The organism is Pantoea sp. SS70 (assembly GCF_029866845.1).
Classification (GTDB): Bacteria; Pseudomonadota; Gammaproteobacteria; order Enterobacterales; family Enterobacteriaceae; genus Pantoea; species Pantoea leporis.
On sequence record NZ_CP117199.1, the window covers coordinates 1,606,600 to 1,621,411 of the forward strand.

The window sequence follows — 14,812 nt, forward strand, 5'->3', positions numbered from 1 at the left end:
GTAAGGAAAACACCATGATTCGTTCTTTATGGATCGCCAAAACCGGTCTTGACGCTCAGCAAACCAACATGGACGTCATCTCCAACAACCTCGCGAACGTAAGTACCAACGGCTTTAAACGTTCGCGCGCGGTATTCGAAGATTTGATGTACCAAACCCTGCGTCAGCCGGGCACCCAGTCGTCAGAGCAAACCACGCTGCCGTCTGGTTTGCAGATCGGTACCGGTGTGCGTCCTGTCACCACTGAACGTCTGCATCAGCAGGGTAACCTGTCGCAGACCAGCAACTCGAAAGACGTGGCGATTAACGGCCAGGGTTATTTCGAAGTGCAGATGCCGGACGGCACCTCGGCGTATACCCGTGATGGTTCATTCCAGGTTGACCAGAACGGTCAGCTGGTGACTAACGCCGGCTATCCGGTACAGCCAGGCATCACTATTCCGGCCAACGCCACCAGCATCACGATCTCGCGCGATGGCGTGGTGAGCGTAACGCAGCAGGGCCAGACCAACCCGGCGCAGGTCGGTCAGCTGACGCTGAGCACCTTTATGAACGATGCGGGTCTGAACAGCCAGGGTGAAAACCTCTATCAGGAGACACAGGCATCCGGTGCGGCGACGCAGAGTACGCCAGGCCAGAACGGCGCGGGTCTGCTGTATCAGGGTTATGTCGAAACCTCGAACGTCAACGTGGCGGAAGAGCTGGTCACCATGATTCAGACGCAGCGTGCCTACGAGATCAACAGTAAAGCGATCAGCACCTCCGATCAGATGCTGGCGAAGTTAACCCAGCTGTAATGCTGGTGTCGTTGGGCCAGCTCTGCTGGCCTGATTAAGCAACATGAAGAAGGTCAAAAAGTGGCGAAGCAAGTGATTCTCAAGCCTGGTCATTGGTTGGTAGCCACGCTGCTACTCACGCTTAACGGTTGTGCGCTGGTTCCGCGCACACCACTGGTACAGGGATCGACTACGGCAGAGCCGACGCCATCCGCACCGCCGGTGGTGAACGGTTCCATTTTTCAGGGCGTCGCACCGCTGAACTACGGCTATCAGCCGCTGTTTGAGGATCGTCGTCCACGCAACATTGGCGATACATTGACGATCACCTTGCAGGAAAACGTCAGCGCCAGCAAAAGTTCTTCGGCCAATGCCAGCCGCGATGGCAGCAACAGTTTTGGTGTGACGGGTGTACCAACCGGCCTGAGCGGTCTGGTGGGTGCCGGTGGCGAAAAAGCCACGCTGGATGCCAATGGCAAAAATGACTTCGCTGGTAAAGGTGGCGCGACAGCCAACAACACCTTTACGGGCACCATCACCGTCACCGTCAATCAGGTGTTGTCGAACGGCAACCTGCGCGTGGTGGGTGAGAAACAGATCGAAATTAACCAGGGCACCGAATTTATCCGGTTCTCGGGCGTGGTTAACCCACGCACCATCAGCGCCAGCAACGCGGTGCTGTCAACGCAGGTGGCCGATGCACGTATTGAGTACGTCGGAAATGGTTATATCAATGAAGCGCAGACGATGGGCTGGTTCCAGCGTTTCTTCCTGAACGTCTCGCCGATGTAAGAGGTAGTAACAATGAATATGACGACTCTGCTCCGCCTGAGCCTTGGCATGCTGCTCGGTTTCAGCTTACTGGCGCATGCTGACCGCATCCGCGATCTAACCTCCGTGCAGGGCGTGCGCGACAACCAGCTGATCGGTTACGGTTTGGTGGTGGGCCTTGATGGTACCGGTGACCAGACCACGCAAACGCCGTTCACCACCCAAACCGTGAGCAATATGCTCTCCCAGCTCGGCATTACTGTGCCGGCTGGCACCAATATGCAGCTGAAAAACGTGGCGGCCGTGATGGTGACCGCTAAGCTGCCAACCTTTGCGCGTCAGGGGCAAACCGTTGATGTGGTGGTTTCTTCGCTGGGTAACGCCAAGAGTTTGCGCGGCGGTACGCTGCTGATGACGCCGATGAAAGGCGTCGATAACCAGGTTTATGCGCTGGCGCAGGGTAACATTCTGGTCGGCGGTGCCGGCGCTTCTGCCGGTGGCAGCAGCGTGCAGGTTAACCAGCTGAACGGTGGCCGCATTACCGGCGGTGCCACGGTAGAGCGTGAACTGCAGAGCAACTTTGGTAGCCAGAACACCATTAACCTGCAGCTGAATAACGAAGACTTCAGCATGGCGCAGCGCATTGCCGACGCCATCAACAGCCGTGGGATTGGTTCGGCGCAGCCGCTGGATGCCCGTACCGTGCAGATTCGCGTCTCGCCTAATAACAGTTCTCAGGTGCGTCTGCTGGCCGAAATTCAGAACCTTGATGTTGCGGTGCCGCTCGAAGATGCCAAGGTGATTATCAACTCACGTACCGGTTCGGTGGTGATGAACCGCGAAGTGACGCTGAACACCTGTGCGGTGGCGCAGGGCAATCTGTCGGTTACCGTCAATCAGCAGCAGAACGTCAGTCAGCCGGATACGCCGTTGGCGGGTGGGCAGACTGTGACCACCAACAATACCCAGATCGATCTGCGTCAGAGTGGCGGCGCGCTGCAACGGGTTAACGCCAGCGCCAACCTCAATAACGTGGTGCGTGCGCTGAATGCGCTGGGTGCGTCACCGATTGAGCTGATGTCGATTTTGCAATCGATGGAAAGCGCAGGCTGCTTGCGCGCCAAACTGGAAATTATCTGATGAACGATACGCAATCGCTGGTGAATGCGGCGTACGACAGCCGCTCGCTGAACGACCTGAAACGCGAAGCCGCCGCCGACCCGAAAGGGAAGGCGATGCAGGTGGCCAAACAGGTGGAAGGGATGTTCGTGCAGATGATGATGAAAAGCATGCGTGCAGCGCTGCCGCAGGATGGCCTGCTGAGCAACGATCAGACGCGGCTTTTCACCTCGATGTACGATCAGCAGATTGCACAGGACATAGGCAAACGTGGTCTCGGCATGGCCGATATCATCGTTAAGCAGATGCAGCCCGCTCAGGAGCCGGACGAAACCGCCGGTACGGTGCCGATGAAGCTGGATAACAGCTTCATCTATAGCAACCTGCCGTCGAATCAGCTGGAGCAGATGGTGCGTAAGGCGGTGCCGCGTTTGCCGGTCTCGCCCAGCAGTTTGCCGAGCGACAGCAACGACTTTATCGCGCAGCTGGCGCAGCCGGCGCAGGTCGCCAGCCAGCAGAGCGGTATTCCGCATCACCTGATTCTGGCGCAGGCCGCACTGGAATCCGGCTGGGGCCAGCGACAGATTCTGACGCGCGACGGCAAGCCGAGTTACAACGTGTTTGGCATTAAGGCGAGCGGCGACTGGAAGGGCGAAACCACCGATATCATGACCACCGAATACGAAGGCGGGGCAGCGAAGAAAGTGCGCGCCAGTTTCCGTGTGTATGGTTCCTATATGGAAGCGCTCAGCGATTACGTCAAACTGCTGTCCAATAATCCTCGTTATGCCGCCGTTGCCAACGCACCGAGTGCCGAGCAGGGCGCGCGTGCCTTGCAGGCCGCCGGTTACGCTACCGATCCAAAGTATGCGCAGAAACTGGTGGGAATGATCCAGCAATTCAAAAACATGGGCGAAAAAGTGGTGAAGGCGTACAGCAACGACATCACCGATTTGTTCTGATTTTTGCTCTCAAGTTTCACTTAAGCACGCCGATAACAATCACATGCCGCGGGCGTCCTCGTCCGCGCAATCGCACTGATGACTGCCAGCCCGGTTAACGGGAAATTAAGGAACCGAGATGTCCAGCATAATTAACTCAGCGATGAGTGGGCTGAGCGCCGCACAGGCTGCATTAAGCACCACCAGTAACAACATCAGTAATTACACGGTAGCGGGCTATTCGCGTCAGACGGCGATTTTGTCGCAGTCGAACAGCACCTTGCAGGGCAACAGCTATTACGGCAACGGTGTGACGCTTTCAGGCGTACAGCGTGAATACGATGAGTTCATTACTGCGCAATTGCGTGGCTCCAGCGCCAACTACAGCGCAGTGAACACGCAATACAACCAAATTTCCAACATTGACGATCTGCTGTCGACGTCGACCACCAGCTTGTCGACCTCAATCCAAAGCTTCTTCACCAACGTGCAGAACGTGGTGAGTAACGCCAACGACCCGTCGGCGCGTCAGTCAATGCTGAGCTACGCCCAAGGCCTGGTGAACCAATTCCAGACCACCGCGCAGTATCTCAACAATATGCAGAATAGCGTTAACACGGATATTGCCTCGAACGTCGATCAGATCAACACCTTCACCAGCCAGATTGCCGACCTGAACAGCCAGATCGCCAAGCTGACCACCGGTGGTGGCGCGGCGCCGAACAATTTGCTGGATCAGCGCGATCAGTTGGTGAATAGCCTGAACAATGTGGTGGGCGTGAACGTATCCCAGCAGGACGGCAGCTATATTGTCTCGATGGGCAGTGTGACGTTGGTGAATGGTAAAAACTCCACCAGCTTAGTGGCGATGCCGTCCAGCAGCGATTCAACACGTACCACTGTCGGTTATGTCGATAAGCAGGCGGGTAACGTTGAGATCCCTGAGAAGACGCTAACCACCGGTTCACTCGGCGGTTTGCTGGCGTTCCGCACCCAGGATCTGGATACCGCGCAAAATCAGCTCGGCCAGTTAGCGGCAGCGTTCACCACCAGCTTTAATACCGTGCACAGCGAAGGTTATGACAGCAACGGCGACCAGGGGGGCAACTTCTTTAATATCGGTTCGCCAACCGTGGTGGGTAACAGCAAAAATACTTCAGCGGCTACCGTTACGGCGGCCTGGTCAGACACCAGCGCGATGAAAGCCTCTAACTACACCGTAAGTTATGATGGCAGCAACTGGTCGGTGACCCGCATGTCTGACAACGTGAAGTTTAGCGTTACGCCAGATGCGACCGACGGCACCCTCAACTTTGATGGCCTGAAACTGACGGTGAGCACCTCACCCGCGCCTAACGCGAAAGACAGTTTCCTGGTCAAACCGGTCCAGAACGTCATTGCGGGCATGTCGGTCGCGATCACCGATGAGTCGCAAATTGCTGCGGCATCCAGCGCAACCAGCGGTGAAAGCGATAACCGTAACGCGCAGAAATTGTTGGATCTGCAGGATAGCAAGCTGGTGAATGGTAATGCGACCATCGCCCAGGCTTACGCCAGCATTGTCAGCACCGTCGGTAATAAAACCAGTACATTAAAAACCGCGAGCACCACCCAGGAGAACGTGGTGACACAGCTCAGCGATCGCCAGCAGTCAGTATCGGGGGTCAACCTTGATGAAGAGTATTCAAATCTGACTAAGTATCAGCAGTTCTATATGGCGAACGCGCAAGTGCTGCAAACAGCGAGTACCATTTTCAATGCGCTGATGGGCATCCGCGGCTAAGCATAGAGGATAAATACCATGCGTCTTAGTACCAATATGATTTTCAACCAGCAGGTGCGCGGGATCACCGATTCGCAAGCTTCCTGGTTAAAAGTAGGTGAGCAACTCTCTAGCGGACTGCGCGTCAGCAATCCTTCAGATGATCCTATCGCCGCCTCACGTGCCGTCGTGCTTTCGCAATCGCAGGCGAAAAGTACCCAATATGCCACGGCACGCAGCTTTGCCGATCAGAGCTTGTCGATGGAAGAGAACGCACTCTCCAGCGTGACCAGCAGCATCCAGGATGCGCAAACCATGATTGTGTATGGTTCTACCGGTACGCTGAGCGACGATGACCGTGCTTCCATTGCCACCAAATTAGAAGGCATTCGCTCGCAATTACTTAACCAGGCCAATAGCCGTGATGGTAATGGACGATACATTTTTGCGGGCTATCAGACTGATGTCGCGCCTTTCAGCGATGCCGGTGCGCCGGCCGGTGTCACTTATGTGGGTGGCGCGGATGCCATTACGCAGAAAGTCGATGATGGTCGCACGATGGCGGTGAGTAGCACAGGATCGTCAGTATTTATGTCAATAACCAGCAACGCGAAAGCCGAGCCGGACGGCAGTGCCAGCGAGACCAATCTGTTTAACATGCTTGATAGCGCAATTGCAGCGTTAAAAACGCCGCAGGATGATGCTGATGATGCAACCAAGCAGGTTTTCCAGGATGCCATGGATAAAACCAACCGTGGCTTGAGCAACTCCTTGAACAACGTGCTGGCAGTGCGTTCAGCCGTGGGCTCACAGCTGGCTGAACTCGATACGCTGGACGCGCAGGGTGATGACCGTGACACCATTATGGCATCGCAAATGACGGATCTGGTGCAGGTTGATTACACCCAAGCCATTTCAAGCTACACCATGCAACAAACCGCCTTGCAAGCTTCGTATAAGACCTTCACCGATATGTCGAAGCTGTCACTGTTCCAGCTTAATTCGTAATTGACCTGAACCTTTGAGCGTACTTTAACCGGGTGCGCTTAGTTTCTCCCACCGCCTTTCGGGGCTGTGGGATTTTTTTTGCCTGTTATTCAGGTCGCCATAAATGCCGCCTGCAGGCAATAAAAAACCCCGGACTGGCCGGGGTTTGATGTTGACTGACTTGCCAGAGCTTACGCGCTTTCCGGACGGGTTGCCGGTGCGGTTGCCTGATGCGTCGCGCTGTGACCACCGGCTGAGCCGCGGCCCTCGAAGCCAAAGGCTGGACGGACCCAGTCGCTGTTGCGAACCGGTTCAGGTTCCCACGCCGGTGCTGGTGCTTTGGTCATCGGTGCAGTCGCGTGATGCTTGAAGCGCGTCTCAACCGTGGTCACTGCGATATCACGTGCCGCAACCGGCGCATGAGGTTCAGTGACTGGCGTGACTTCGGCTTCAGCCGCGACTGGCGCAGCCAGCACGTCTTCAACCTGAGCTTCAACGGCTGGCGATACATCCACCGGCGCCTGTTCAACAACTGCAGCCACTTCGCTTACTTCAGGCTTCGCTTCTTCAGCCACGGCAGCCGGTTCCGCTTCAGCCGCGGTTTCCTGGGCAACCTGTTCGTCAGCAGCAGAGATCACTGATGGCTCTTCGTTAACGGGCGCGGCAATCGGCGTGACGTCATCCGTATTCACCACGGGCACATCGGTGTGCGCCTGCGGTTCAACCTGATGTACGGCTTCTTCAGCGGCAACCTGCTCAACGGCCGGTTCAACAGCGGCAGCGGGTTGAGTCTCGGCATCCGGTGTTTGCTGGTAACCGTAATCCGACACTTCATGCATCGCATCTTGCGTGCTGTACTCTTCCTGCGCTTGCGCAACCGGGTAAGAGATCCACACTTTGCCTGACGCCATTTCTGGTGAAGCAGCAGCAGATTCCAGCGGCATTGCAGACTGCGTTGGGTAACGCTCGTCACGATAGCGACGACGACGCTGACCGCTTACGCGCAGATGACGCGGTGAACGACGTGAACGGCGCGGCATATTGGCGCTATCACGGTTATCGCTATCATCTTGCTCGTCATTGCTGGCTTCAGGATGCTCTTTGTACTGAGCACGCGGCGCAGTTTCAACGGCAGCATCATGAACCACCGGCGCTTCAACAGTGATGTCAGGCGTTTCGCCAACACGCACGCGCTGTGACAGCTGACGCTGCTTACGACGCGGCATGACCTGAACGCGTTCTTCTTCGTGCTCAACGTTTTCGTCAACCGCAGGCGCCTGAACAACCGGTTCAGCGGCTTTCTGATCCTGCTGCTGAGCACGTTTTTCTTCCTGACGACGACGCTGGCGATCGGCACGCTGTTCGCGGCGCTGTTGCTGCTGCTCATCACGTTGCTCAAGCGCTTCATCGCTCAGTACTGGACGCGCTTCACGCGGCTCGTTCTGACGCTTGTTACGACGGTTGTCCTGATTATCACGCGGTTCGCGGGCTTCACGTGGCTCACGTGCTTCACGCGGCTCGCGCGGTTCACGACCTTCGCGCACCTGACCGTTTTCGCCATTACGCGGCGTACGTTCACGACGGTTGTTGCGACGGTTGTTATTGTTACGACGTTCGCCACGCTGCTGGGTGTTTTCAGATTCAGCGGCAACAACGGCTGGGGTTTCCTGCTTAGTTTCAGCAGGCGCCGCAGCAGGCGCATCACCGGCAAACAGTTTCTTCAAGCCACTCAGCAGGCGAGCCACGAAACCAGCGTTGGTTACTGCAGGCGCAGCAACTGCTGGTTTGGTTTTCACTTCTGCTGCTGGCTGAGACTCTTTCACCACTTCAACCGGCGCAGGCGGCGCATCAGGCATCGCGAAGGCGGCCAGTGCTGGCTGCTCCGGACGACGACGCTCAGCGTGCTCTTCTTCAGAAGGCAGCGCCATTTCCGCTTCGTGCAGTTTCGGTAAGTGATAGCTCAGCGTTTGCGTCTCTTCGCCAGTACGAACACGCAGTACCGAGTAGTGTGGCGTTTCCATCTGATCGTTCGGCACGATGATGGCACGCACTCCGCCCTGGCGTTTTTCAATGGCGCTAACGGCATCACGCTTTTCGTTCAGCAGGTAAGAGGCGACCTGAACCGGAACAATGGCATGCACTTCTTTGGTGTTGTCTTTCAGCGCTTCTTCTTCAATCAGACGCAGAATAGACAGCGACAGCGATTCGTTATCACGGATGGTGCCGGTTCCGCTGCAGCGTGGGCAGACGTGATGACTGGATTCACCCAGTGACGGGCTCAGACGCTGACGCGACATCTCCAGCAAGCCGAAGCGTGAAATGTGGCTGATCTGAATACGCGCACGATCCTGACGTACCGCCTCACGCAGACGATTTTCCACCGCGCGCTGGTGGCGCACTGGCGTCATGTCGATGAAGTCGATAACAATCAGGCCGCCGAGATCGCGCAGACGCAATTGGCGAGCAATCTCATCGGCCGCTTCCAGGTTGGTGTTGTACGCGGTTTCTTCGATATCACCGCCGCGAGTAGCGCGTGCGGAGTTGATATCAATCGCCGTCAGGGCTTCGGTGCTATCGATAACAATCGATCCGCCTGATGGCAGACGCACTTCACGCTGGAAGGCGGATTCAATCTGCGATTCGATTTGGTAGTGGCTGAACAGCGGGATTTCACCGGTGTAAAGTTTGATTTTGCTGCTGAAGTCCGGACGACCCAGTGCAGCAATGTGCTGACGGGCCAGTTCCAGTACTTTTGGATTATCGATAAGGATTTCACCGATATCCTGACGCAGATAGTCGCGGAAGGCGCGCACGATAACGTTGCTTTCCTGATGGATCAGGAAAGGCGCTGGGCGGCTGTCTGCGGCTTTCTTAATGGCTTCCCAGTGCTTCATACGGAAGCTGAGATCCCACTGCAGTGATTCGGCAGATTTGCCCACGCCCGCAGTGCGGACGATCAATCCCATGCCGTCTGGAAGTTCCAGTGCGGAAAGTGCTTCTTTTAATTCGGTACGGTCGTCGCCCTCAATGCGGCGTGAAATACCACCGGCACGTGGGTTGTTCGGCATCAATACCAGATAGCTACCGGCCAGGGAAATAAAGGTGGTGAGTGCTGCCCCTTTATTACCGCGTTCCTCTTTATCAATTTGAACGATAACTTCCTGGCCTTCACGCAGCACATCTTTGATATTCGGACGACCATGTGCGTTGTAATTGGCGGGGAAGTATTCGCGGGAAATTTCTTTCAGAGGGAGGAAACCGTGACGTTCTGCACCATAATCGACAAATGCAGCTTCAAGGCTGGGTTCAACGCGGGTGATTTTACCTTTGTATATGTTGGCTTTTTTCTGTTCGTGTCCAGGACTTTCAATATCCAGATCGTACAGACGTTGTCCATCAACCAGGGCAACGCGCAACTCCTCCTGCTGAGTTGCGTTAATTAACATTCTTTTCATCGTGACTTACTCGTTATTCTCACATGAGTGATCTAGCTGCGGGCATCGTTACCCTGGACGAGAATCAACCGATGGCCCCGTGTCTTAATGCACTGACGTCAACCTCACGGTTGTCGGCGGCTAAAGGGGCGCAAATCTTGTCGGTGGCCTGTTTTTCATAAGGAAATCCAGCGCCTGAAGGTGGAAATGTTACAGAGTATTCAAAAATCCACACATCCTGGTCTGTCGTCCAGGCCGCAACCCGCAGCCCGCTAAGTGCCTGATTTAACATTACGTCTTACGCCATTGCTGCGTGTCCGTTAAATCCGGCAAAATGACTTATTTCGCTCTTTTTCCTGCCTGAATCTTTCCAGGGCAGAAACCCCTGCATTATTCCATTGCTAACTCACATTAAGCAAGGCGACTTTTGCCAAGCTGAGAAGTTTATTCATCCATAACCTGTTCATTTGCAGGGCTAATCATCGCATCGCTGAAAATGTCGCCATTTTCACCGTTTCAATACGCGACAAAGAGAGAGTTAAGCACAGAAAAAGGGGTGGCGCTATCCAGGGACACTAATTAGAATCGCCGCCATGAAAACAGAGAATCCCGGCGTACAGTATGTCGCCATCACGGCTGAAAATGCCGGACAACGAATTGATAACTTTTTGCGCACCCAGCTCAAGGGCGTGCCGAAAAGCATGATTTATCGCATTTTGCGTAAAGGCGAAGTACGGGTAAATAAAAAGCGCGTTAAACCGGAATATAAGCTGGAGGAGGGCGACGAGCTGCGTATTCCGCCGGTCCGGGTTGCCGAACGCGAAGAGAATACGGTTTCACCGAAACTGGATAAAGTCGCGGCGCTCACCAATGCCATTCTGTATGAAGATGATTACCTGATGGTGCTGAATAAACCGTCGGGCACTGCGGTGCACGGTGGCAGCGGATTAAGTTTTGGCGTGATTGAAGGGCTGCGTGCGTTGCGTCCGGAAGCGCGTTTCCTTGAGTTAGTCCATCGTCTGGATCGTGATACTTCTGGCATTCTGCTGGTGGCGAAGAAGCGTTCTGCTTTGCGCTCGCTGCATGAGCAACTGCGTGAAAAGGGCATGCAGAAGGATTACCTTGCGCTGGTGCGCGGTGACTGGCCGTCGCATCTGAAAGTGGTGCAGGCTCCGCTGTTAAAGAACATTTTGCAGAGCGGCGAACGCGTGGTGCGCGTGAGTGCGGAGGGCAAACCTTCCGAGACGCACTTTAAAGTAGAAGAGCGTTTTGGTTTCGCGACCTTAGTGAAAGCCAGCCCGGTGACGGGCCGTACCCATCAGATTCGTGTGCATACGCTGCACGGTGGCCATCCGATCGCTTTTGACGATCGTTACGGCGACCGCGACTTTGACGCACAGCTGGGTTCGACGGGCTTGTCGCGTCTGTTCCTGCACGCGGCTGCGTTGACCTTTACCCATCCCAACACCGGAGAAGTGCTGCGGATGGAAGCGCCACTGGATGGCGCACTGAAACATTGCCTCGCGCAACTGCGTCAGAAGAAAGACTGATTAAAGGGGCATCAACATAATGCGTTGATGCCCACCGCTCTTAACATCTCATTTAGCGCGATCAGCGGTAAGCCAATCAAGGTATTAGGATCGCGACCTTCTAGCCTGTCAAATAAACAAATCCCCAATCCTTCGCTTTTAAAACTGCCGGCACATTGTAGCGGCTGTTCCTTTTCGACATAGCCGCGAATCTCTTCGGCACTCAACTCGCGGAAATGCACGGTAAAGGGTTCGCAAATAACCGATTGGATGCCGCTCTGCGGTTGCAGAAGTGCCAGGCCGGTATAAAAGGTGATGGCGTTACCGCTGGCGGCCGCGAGTTGCTGGCAGGCCTTCTCTACGGTATGCGGTTTACCGGTTATCTCGCCATTCAATACACAAACCTGATCGGAACCGATAATCCAGCGGTCCGGGTAACGTGCGGCCAGCGCCTGCGCTTTGGCTAATGCCAGCCGCTGCACCAGCTCGGAGGCTGATTCGTGAGGCAGCGGGGATTCGTCGCAATCGGGAGCGGCGGTAATAAAAGGCAGGCCCAGTTTGCTTAGCAGCGCCTGACGAAAAGGGGAGGTAGAAGCTAAAACCAAAGGTGTCGTCATTTTTTTTCAGAATAGATAGCGTAAAGATGACAGTCATTTTAAACTATGCGCCGCACTGGATGCGACTAACGGGTGAAAGATGCCGTAAACCGGCCTTTTTCTTTGACTCTATGACGTTACAAAGTTAATATGCGCGCCCTATGCAAAAGGTAAAATTACCCCTGACGCTCGATCCGGTCCGCGCCGCGCAAAAACGCCTTGATTATCATGGTGTTTATGCACCTGAATTGGTGGCGCGCTTGGCCGAAACGGTCGTGAGTGTGGACAGTGAAGTTGAATGCGATATGTCGTTTGCGGTTGATAACCAGCGCCTCGCCGTTCTGCAAGGAACAGCCGAAGTGCAGGTGACTCTGTCATGTCAACGCTGCAACCAGTCGTTTCCACGTCATGTTCACGTAAGCTATTGCTTCAGTCCTGTCTCTTCTGATGAACAGGCCGAGGCACTACCGGAAGCCTACGAGCCAGTTGATGTCAATGATTTTGGTGAGATCGACTTGCTGGCAGTGATCGAAGATGAGCTCATCCTCGCGCTGCCCGTGGTTCCGGTGCATGATTCTGAACACTGTGAAGTGTCCGACGCGGACATGGTATTTGGTCAATTGCCTCCAGAGGCAGAAAAACCAAATCCCTTTGCCGTATTAGCCAGTTTAAAGCGTAAGTAATAGGAGTAAGGTCCATGGCCGTACAACAGAATAAACCAACCCGTTCTAAGCGTGGTATGCGTCGTTCACACGATGCGCTGACCACTGCTGCTCTGTCAGTAGATAAAGTTTCTGGCGAAACTCATCTGCGTCACCATATCACTGCGGATGGTTACTACCGCGGTCGCAAGGTTATCACCAAGTAATCCTCGCGATTACACAAGGCGATACCTTGACACGTTTGACCCTGGCAGTTGATGCCATGGGCGGGGACTTCGGTCCTTGCGTGACAGTGCCTGCAGCCTTGCAGGCACTGGCCTCTCATTCGGAGCTGGTTCTTCTTCTGGTCGGCGATCCCGACATCATCTCGTCATTTCTTGCCAAAGCGGATTCCTCGGTACAGAGGCGTGTGCAGGTTATTCCTGCCGAATCGGTTATTGCAAGTGATGCCAAACCTTCTCAGGCGATTCGTAACAGCCGCGGCAGCTCCATGCGTGTGGCGTTAGAGTTGGTCAAAGAGGGGAAAGCACAAGCCTGTGTCAGTGCGGGAAATACCGGCGCACTGATGGGCCTGGCGAAAATGCTATTAAAACCGCTGGATGGCATTGAGCGTCCGGCGTTGATGACGGTGTTGCCGCATCAGCAGCATGGCAAAACGGTGGTGCTGGATCTCGGCGCTAACGTTGAATCCGACAGCGCCATGCTGGTGCAGTTTGCGATCATGGGCGCAGTGATGGCTGAAGAAGTGCTGGAGATCGCCCAGCCGCGTGTTGCGCTGCTGAATATTGGTCAGGAAGAGACCAAAGGATTGGAAACAATCCGCGCCGCATCTGCGGTGCTGCGAGCGTCACCGCAAATCAACTATATTGGATATCTTGAGGGGAACGATCTCCTCACCGGCAAGACGGATGTGCTGGTTTGTGATGGCTTCGTTGGTAACGTCACGTTGAAGACCATGGAAGGCGTGGTAAGAATGTTCCTCTCTCTGATTAAATCGTCAGAGGAAGGAAAAAAACGGGCCTGGTGGCTAACATTGCTGGGACGCTTGATTCAAAAGCGTCTGGCGAAGCGTTTCGGCCATCTCAACCCCGACCAGTACAATGGCGCTTGTCTGTTAGGATTGCGCGGGACAGTGATCAAAAGCCACGGTGCGGCGAATCAACGTGCATTTGCCGTGGCGATAGAGCAGGCAGAGCAGACGGTGCGAAAGCAAGTCCCTGAAAGGATTGCGGCGCGCCTTGACACTGTATTAGCCAGGAGTGACAAAGCGTAGATGTTTACCAAAATTATCGGTACGGGCAGCTATTTGCCTGAGCAGATTCGCTCCAATGCGGATCTGGAAAAAATGGTCGAGACGACGGACGAGTGGATTGTCACCCGTACCGGCATCCGTGAGCGTCGTATTGCCGCTCCGGAAGAAACCGTTGCTACTATGGGCTTCACCGCAGCACAGCGCGCGTTGGAAATGGCGGGTGTGAATGCGAGCGAAATTGGCCTGATCATTGTGGCGACCACCTCTTCCAGCCATGCCTTCCCAAGTTCAGCATGCATGATCCAGCAAATGCTGGAGATTAACGATTGCGCTGCCTTCGATTTGGCCGCTGCTTGTGCGGGCTTCACCTATGCACTGAGCGTTGCCGATCAATACATTAAAAATGGTGCGGTAAAACATGCGCTGGTGATCGGTGCAGACGTGCTGGCACGTACGCTCGATCCTAACGATCGCGGCACCATCATTCTGTTTGGTGATGGCGCGGGCGCGGTGGTGCTGAGTCAAAGCGAAGAGCCAGGCATCCTTTCTACCCATCTGCACGCCGACGGCCGTTACAGCAAACTGCTGACGCTGCCGTATCAGGATCGTGCCCATCAGGATGAGCCTGCTTATCTGACGATGGCGGGGAATGAAGTCTTCAAAGTGGCCGTGACTGAACTGGCGCACATTGTGGATGAAACTCTGCAAGCCAACAATCTTGATCGTGAAATGCTCGACTGGCTGGTGCCGCATCAGGCGAATCTGCGCATTATTAGCGCAACCGCCAAAAAGCTCGGTATGGGCATGGAGAAAGTTGTGGTCACGCTGGATCGTCACGGTAATACCTCGGCCGCGTCAGTGCCAAGTGCACTTGACGAAGCGGTGCGCGATGGCCGTATCAAGCCAGGACAACTGATTCTGCTGGAAGCCTTTGGTGGCGGTTTCACCTGGGGTTCTGCGCTGGTTCGCTTTTGATTGACAGG

The 14,812-nt window shown here is 55.0% G+C and carries 14 protein-coding genes; 11 read left to right on the plus strand and 3 right to left on the minus strand.

Annotated elements, in window-relative coordinates:
* Positions 1 to 14: 14 nt before the first annotated feature.
* The 6 genes from flgG to flgL all read left to right on the plus strand — a co-directional run bounded on the left by flgG (position 15) and on the right by flgL (position 6,377).
* Complete coding sequence (gene flgG / locus PO881_RS07410; RefSeq protein WP_007885801.1) at positions 15 to 797, plus strand: flagellar basal-body rod protein FlgG; 783 nt, start codon at positions 15 to 17, stop codon at positions 795 to 797.
* Positions 798 to 857: 60 nt separating this feature from the next.
* Positions 858 to 1,568: a flagellar basal body L-ring protein FlgH gene (locus tag PO881_RS07415; protein WP_097094260.1), complete on the plus strand. Its 711-nt coding sequence runs from the start codon at positions 858 to 860 to the stop codon at positions 1,566 to 1,568.
* A 12-nt stretch (positions 1,569 to 1,580) separates the two neighbouring features.
* Entirely contained in the window at positions 1,581 to 2,687 is a 1,107-nt protein-coding gene (locus PO881_RS07420; RefSeq protein ID WP_101760846.1) for a flagellar basal body P-ring protein FlgI, read from the plus strand.
* A complete protein-coding gene (gene flgJ / locus PO881_RS07425; protein ID WP_192413667.1) occupies positions 2,687 to 3,628 on the plus strand; it encodes a flagellar assembly peptidoglycan hydrolase FlgJ in 942 nt (313 codons plus the stop codon). The genes PO881_RS07420 and flgJ overlap by 1 nt, the downstream gene beginning before the upstream one ends.
* Before the next feature lie 118 nt (positions 3,629 to 3,746).
* Complete coding sequence (gene flgK, locus PO881_RS07430; protein ID WP_110865920.1) at positions 3,747 to 5,390, plus strand: flagellar hook-associated protein FlgK; 1,644 nt, start codon at positions 3,747 to 3,749, stop codon at positions 5,388 to 5,390.
* An 18-nt stretch (positions 5,391 to 5,408) separates the two neighbouring features.
* Positions 5,409 to 6,377 (plus strand): flagellar hook-associated protein FlgL, encoded by a 969-nt coding sequence (gene flgL, locus PO881_RS07435; RefSeq protein WP_137385556.1) that lies wholly within the window; start codon positions 5,409 to 5,411, stop codon positions 6,375 to 6,377.
* Positions 6,378 to 6,547: 170 nt separating this feature from the next.
* Here the strand turns inward: flgL and rne are convergent, their stop codons facing one another.
* A complete protein-coding gene (gene rne / locus PO881_RS07440) occupies positions 6,548 to 9,811 on the minus strand; it encodes a ribonuclease E (protein WP_280172682.1) in 3,264 nt (1,087 codons plus the stop codon).
* A 64-nt stretch (positions 9,812 to 9,875) separates the two neighbouring features.
* Complete coding sequence (locus PO881_RS07445; protein ID WP_101760841.1) at positions 9,876 to 10,082, minus strand: hypothetical protein; 207 nt, start codon at positions 10,080 to 10,082, stop codon at positions 9,876 to 9,878.
* A gap of 301 nt (positions 10,083 to 10,383) precedes the next feature.
* On the opposite strand from PO881_RS07445, the gene rluC reads away from it, so the two are divergent.
* Entirely contained in the window at positions 10,384 to 11,340 is a 957-nt protein-coding gene (rluC, locus tag PO881_RS07450; RefSeq protein ID WP_280172683.1) for a 23S rRNA pseudouridine(955/2504/2580) synthase RluC, read from the plus strand.
* Positions 11,341 to 11,351: 11 nt separating this feature from the next.
* On the opposite strand, the gene PO881_RS07455 is transcribed toward rluC, so the two are convergent.
* The gene (locus PO881_RS07455; RefSeq protein ID WP_280172684.1) at positions 11,352 to 11,936 is read right to left on the minus strand and encodes a nucleoside triphosphate pyrophosphatase; all 585 of its coding nucleotides are present in this window, start codon (positions 11,934 to 11,936) and stop codon (positions 11,352 to 11,354) included.
* A 140-nt stretch (positions 11,937 to 12,076) separates the two neighbouring features.
* Between PO881_RS07455 and yceD the strand changes: the two genes are divergently transcribed.
* From yceD to PO881_RS07475, 4 genes are read left to right on the plus strand one after another with little or no spacing between them, the layout of a single operon-like run.
* Complete coding sequence (gene yceD / locus PO881_RS07460; protein WP_007885785.1) at positions 12,077 to 12,598, plus strand: 23S rRNA accumulation protein YceD; 522 nt, start codon at positions 12,077 to 12,079, stop codon at positions 12,596 to 12,598.
* A 14-nt stretch (positions 12,599 to 12,612) separates the two neighbouring features.
* Positions 12,613 to 12,783, plus strand: coding sequence for a 50S ribosomal protein L32 (gene rpmF / locus PO881_RS07465; protein WP_007885783.1), 171 nt, complete (start codon positions 12,613 to 12,615; stop codon positions 12,781 to 12,783).
* Positions 12,784 to 12,809: 26 nt separating this feature from the next.
* A complete protein-coding gene (gene plsX, locus PO881_RS07470; protein WP_280172685.1) occupies positions 12,810 to 13,850 on the plus strand; it encodes a phosphate acyltransferase PlsX in 1,041 nt (346 codons plus the stop codon).
* Complete coding sequence (locus tag PO881_RS07475; protein WP_110865925.1) at positions 13,851 to 14,804, plus strand: beta-ketoacyl-ACP synthase III; 954 nt, start codon at positions 13,851 to 13,853, stop codon at positions 14,802 to 14,804. It abuts the gene before it with no gap.
* The last annotated feature ends 8 nt before the right edge of the window (positions 14,805 to 14,812 follow it).

Bases quoted from the DNA above. Each gene is read 5' to 3' on its own strand.
- PO881_RS07455 (WP_280172684.1), bottom strand. From the start codon at position 11,936: ATGACGACACCTTTGGTTTTAGCTTCTACCTCCCCTTTTCGTCAGGCG.
- flgK (WP_110865920.1), top strand. From the start codon at position 3,747: ATGTCCAGCATAATTAACTCAGCGATGAGTGGGCTGAGCGCCGCACAG.
- flgG (WP_007885801.1), top strand. From the start codon at position 15: ATGATTCGTTCTTTATGGATCGCCAAAACCGGTCTTGACGCTCAGCAA.
- rluC (WP_280172683.1), top strand. From the start codon at position 10,384: ATGAAAACAGAGAATCCCGGCGTACAGTATGTCGCCATCACGGCTGAA.
- rne (WP_280172682.1), bottom strand. From the start codon at position 9,811: ATGAAAAGAATGTTAATTAACGCAACTCAGCAGGAGGAGTTGCGCGTT.
- yceD (WP_007885785.1), top strand. From the start codon at position 12,077: ATGCAAAAGGTAAAATTACCCCTGACGCTCGATCCGGTCCGCGCCGCG.
- flgL (WP_137385556.1), top strand. From the start codon at position 5,409: ATGCGTCTTAGTACCAATATGATTTTCAACCAGCAGGTGCGCGGGATC.
- PO881_RS07475 (WP_110865925.1), top strand. From the start codon at position 13,851: ATGTTTACCAAAATTATCGGTACGGGCAGCTATTTGCCTGAGCAGATT.
- PO881_RS07445 (WP_101760841.1), bottom strand. From the start codon at position 10,082: ATGTTAAATCAGGCACTTAGCGGGCTGCGGGTTGCGGCCTGGACGACA.
- flgJ (WP_192413667.1), top strand. From the start codon at position 2,687: ATGAACGATACGCAATCGCTGGTGAATGCGGCGTACGACAGCCGCTCG.
- PO881_RS07420 (WP_101760846.1), top strand. From the start codon at position 1,581: ATGAATATGACGACTCTGCTCCGCCTGAGCCTTGGCATGCTGCTCGGT.
- rpmF (WP_007885783.1), top strand. From the start codon at position 12,613: ATGGCCGTACAACAGAATAAACCAACCCGTTCTAAGCGTGGTATGCGT.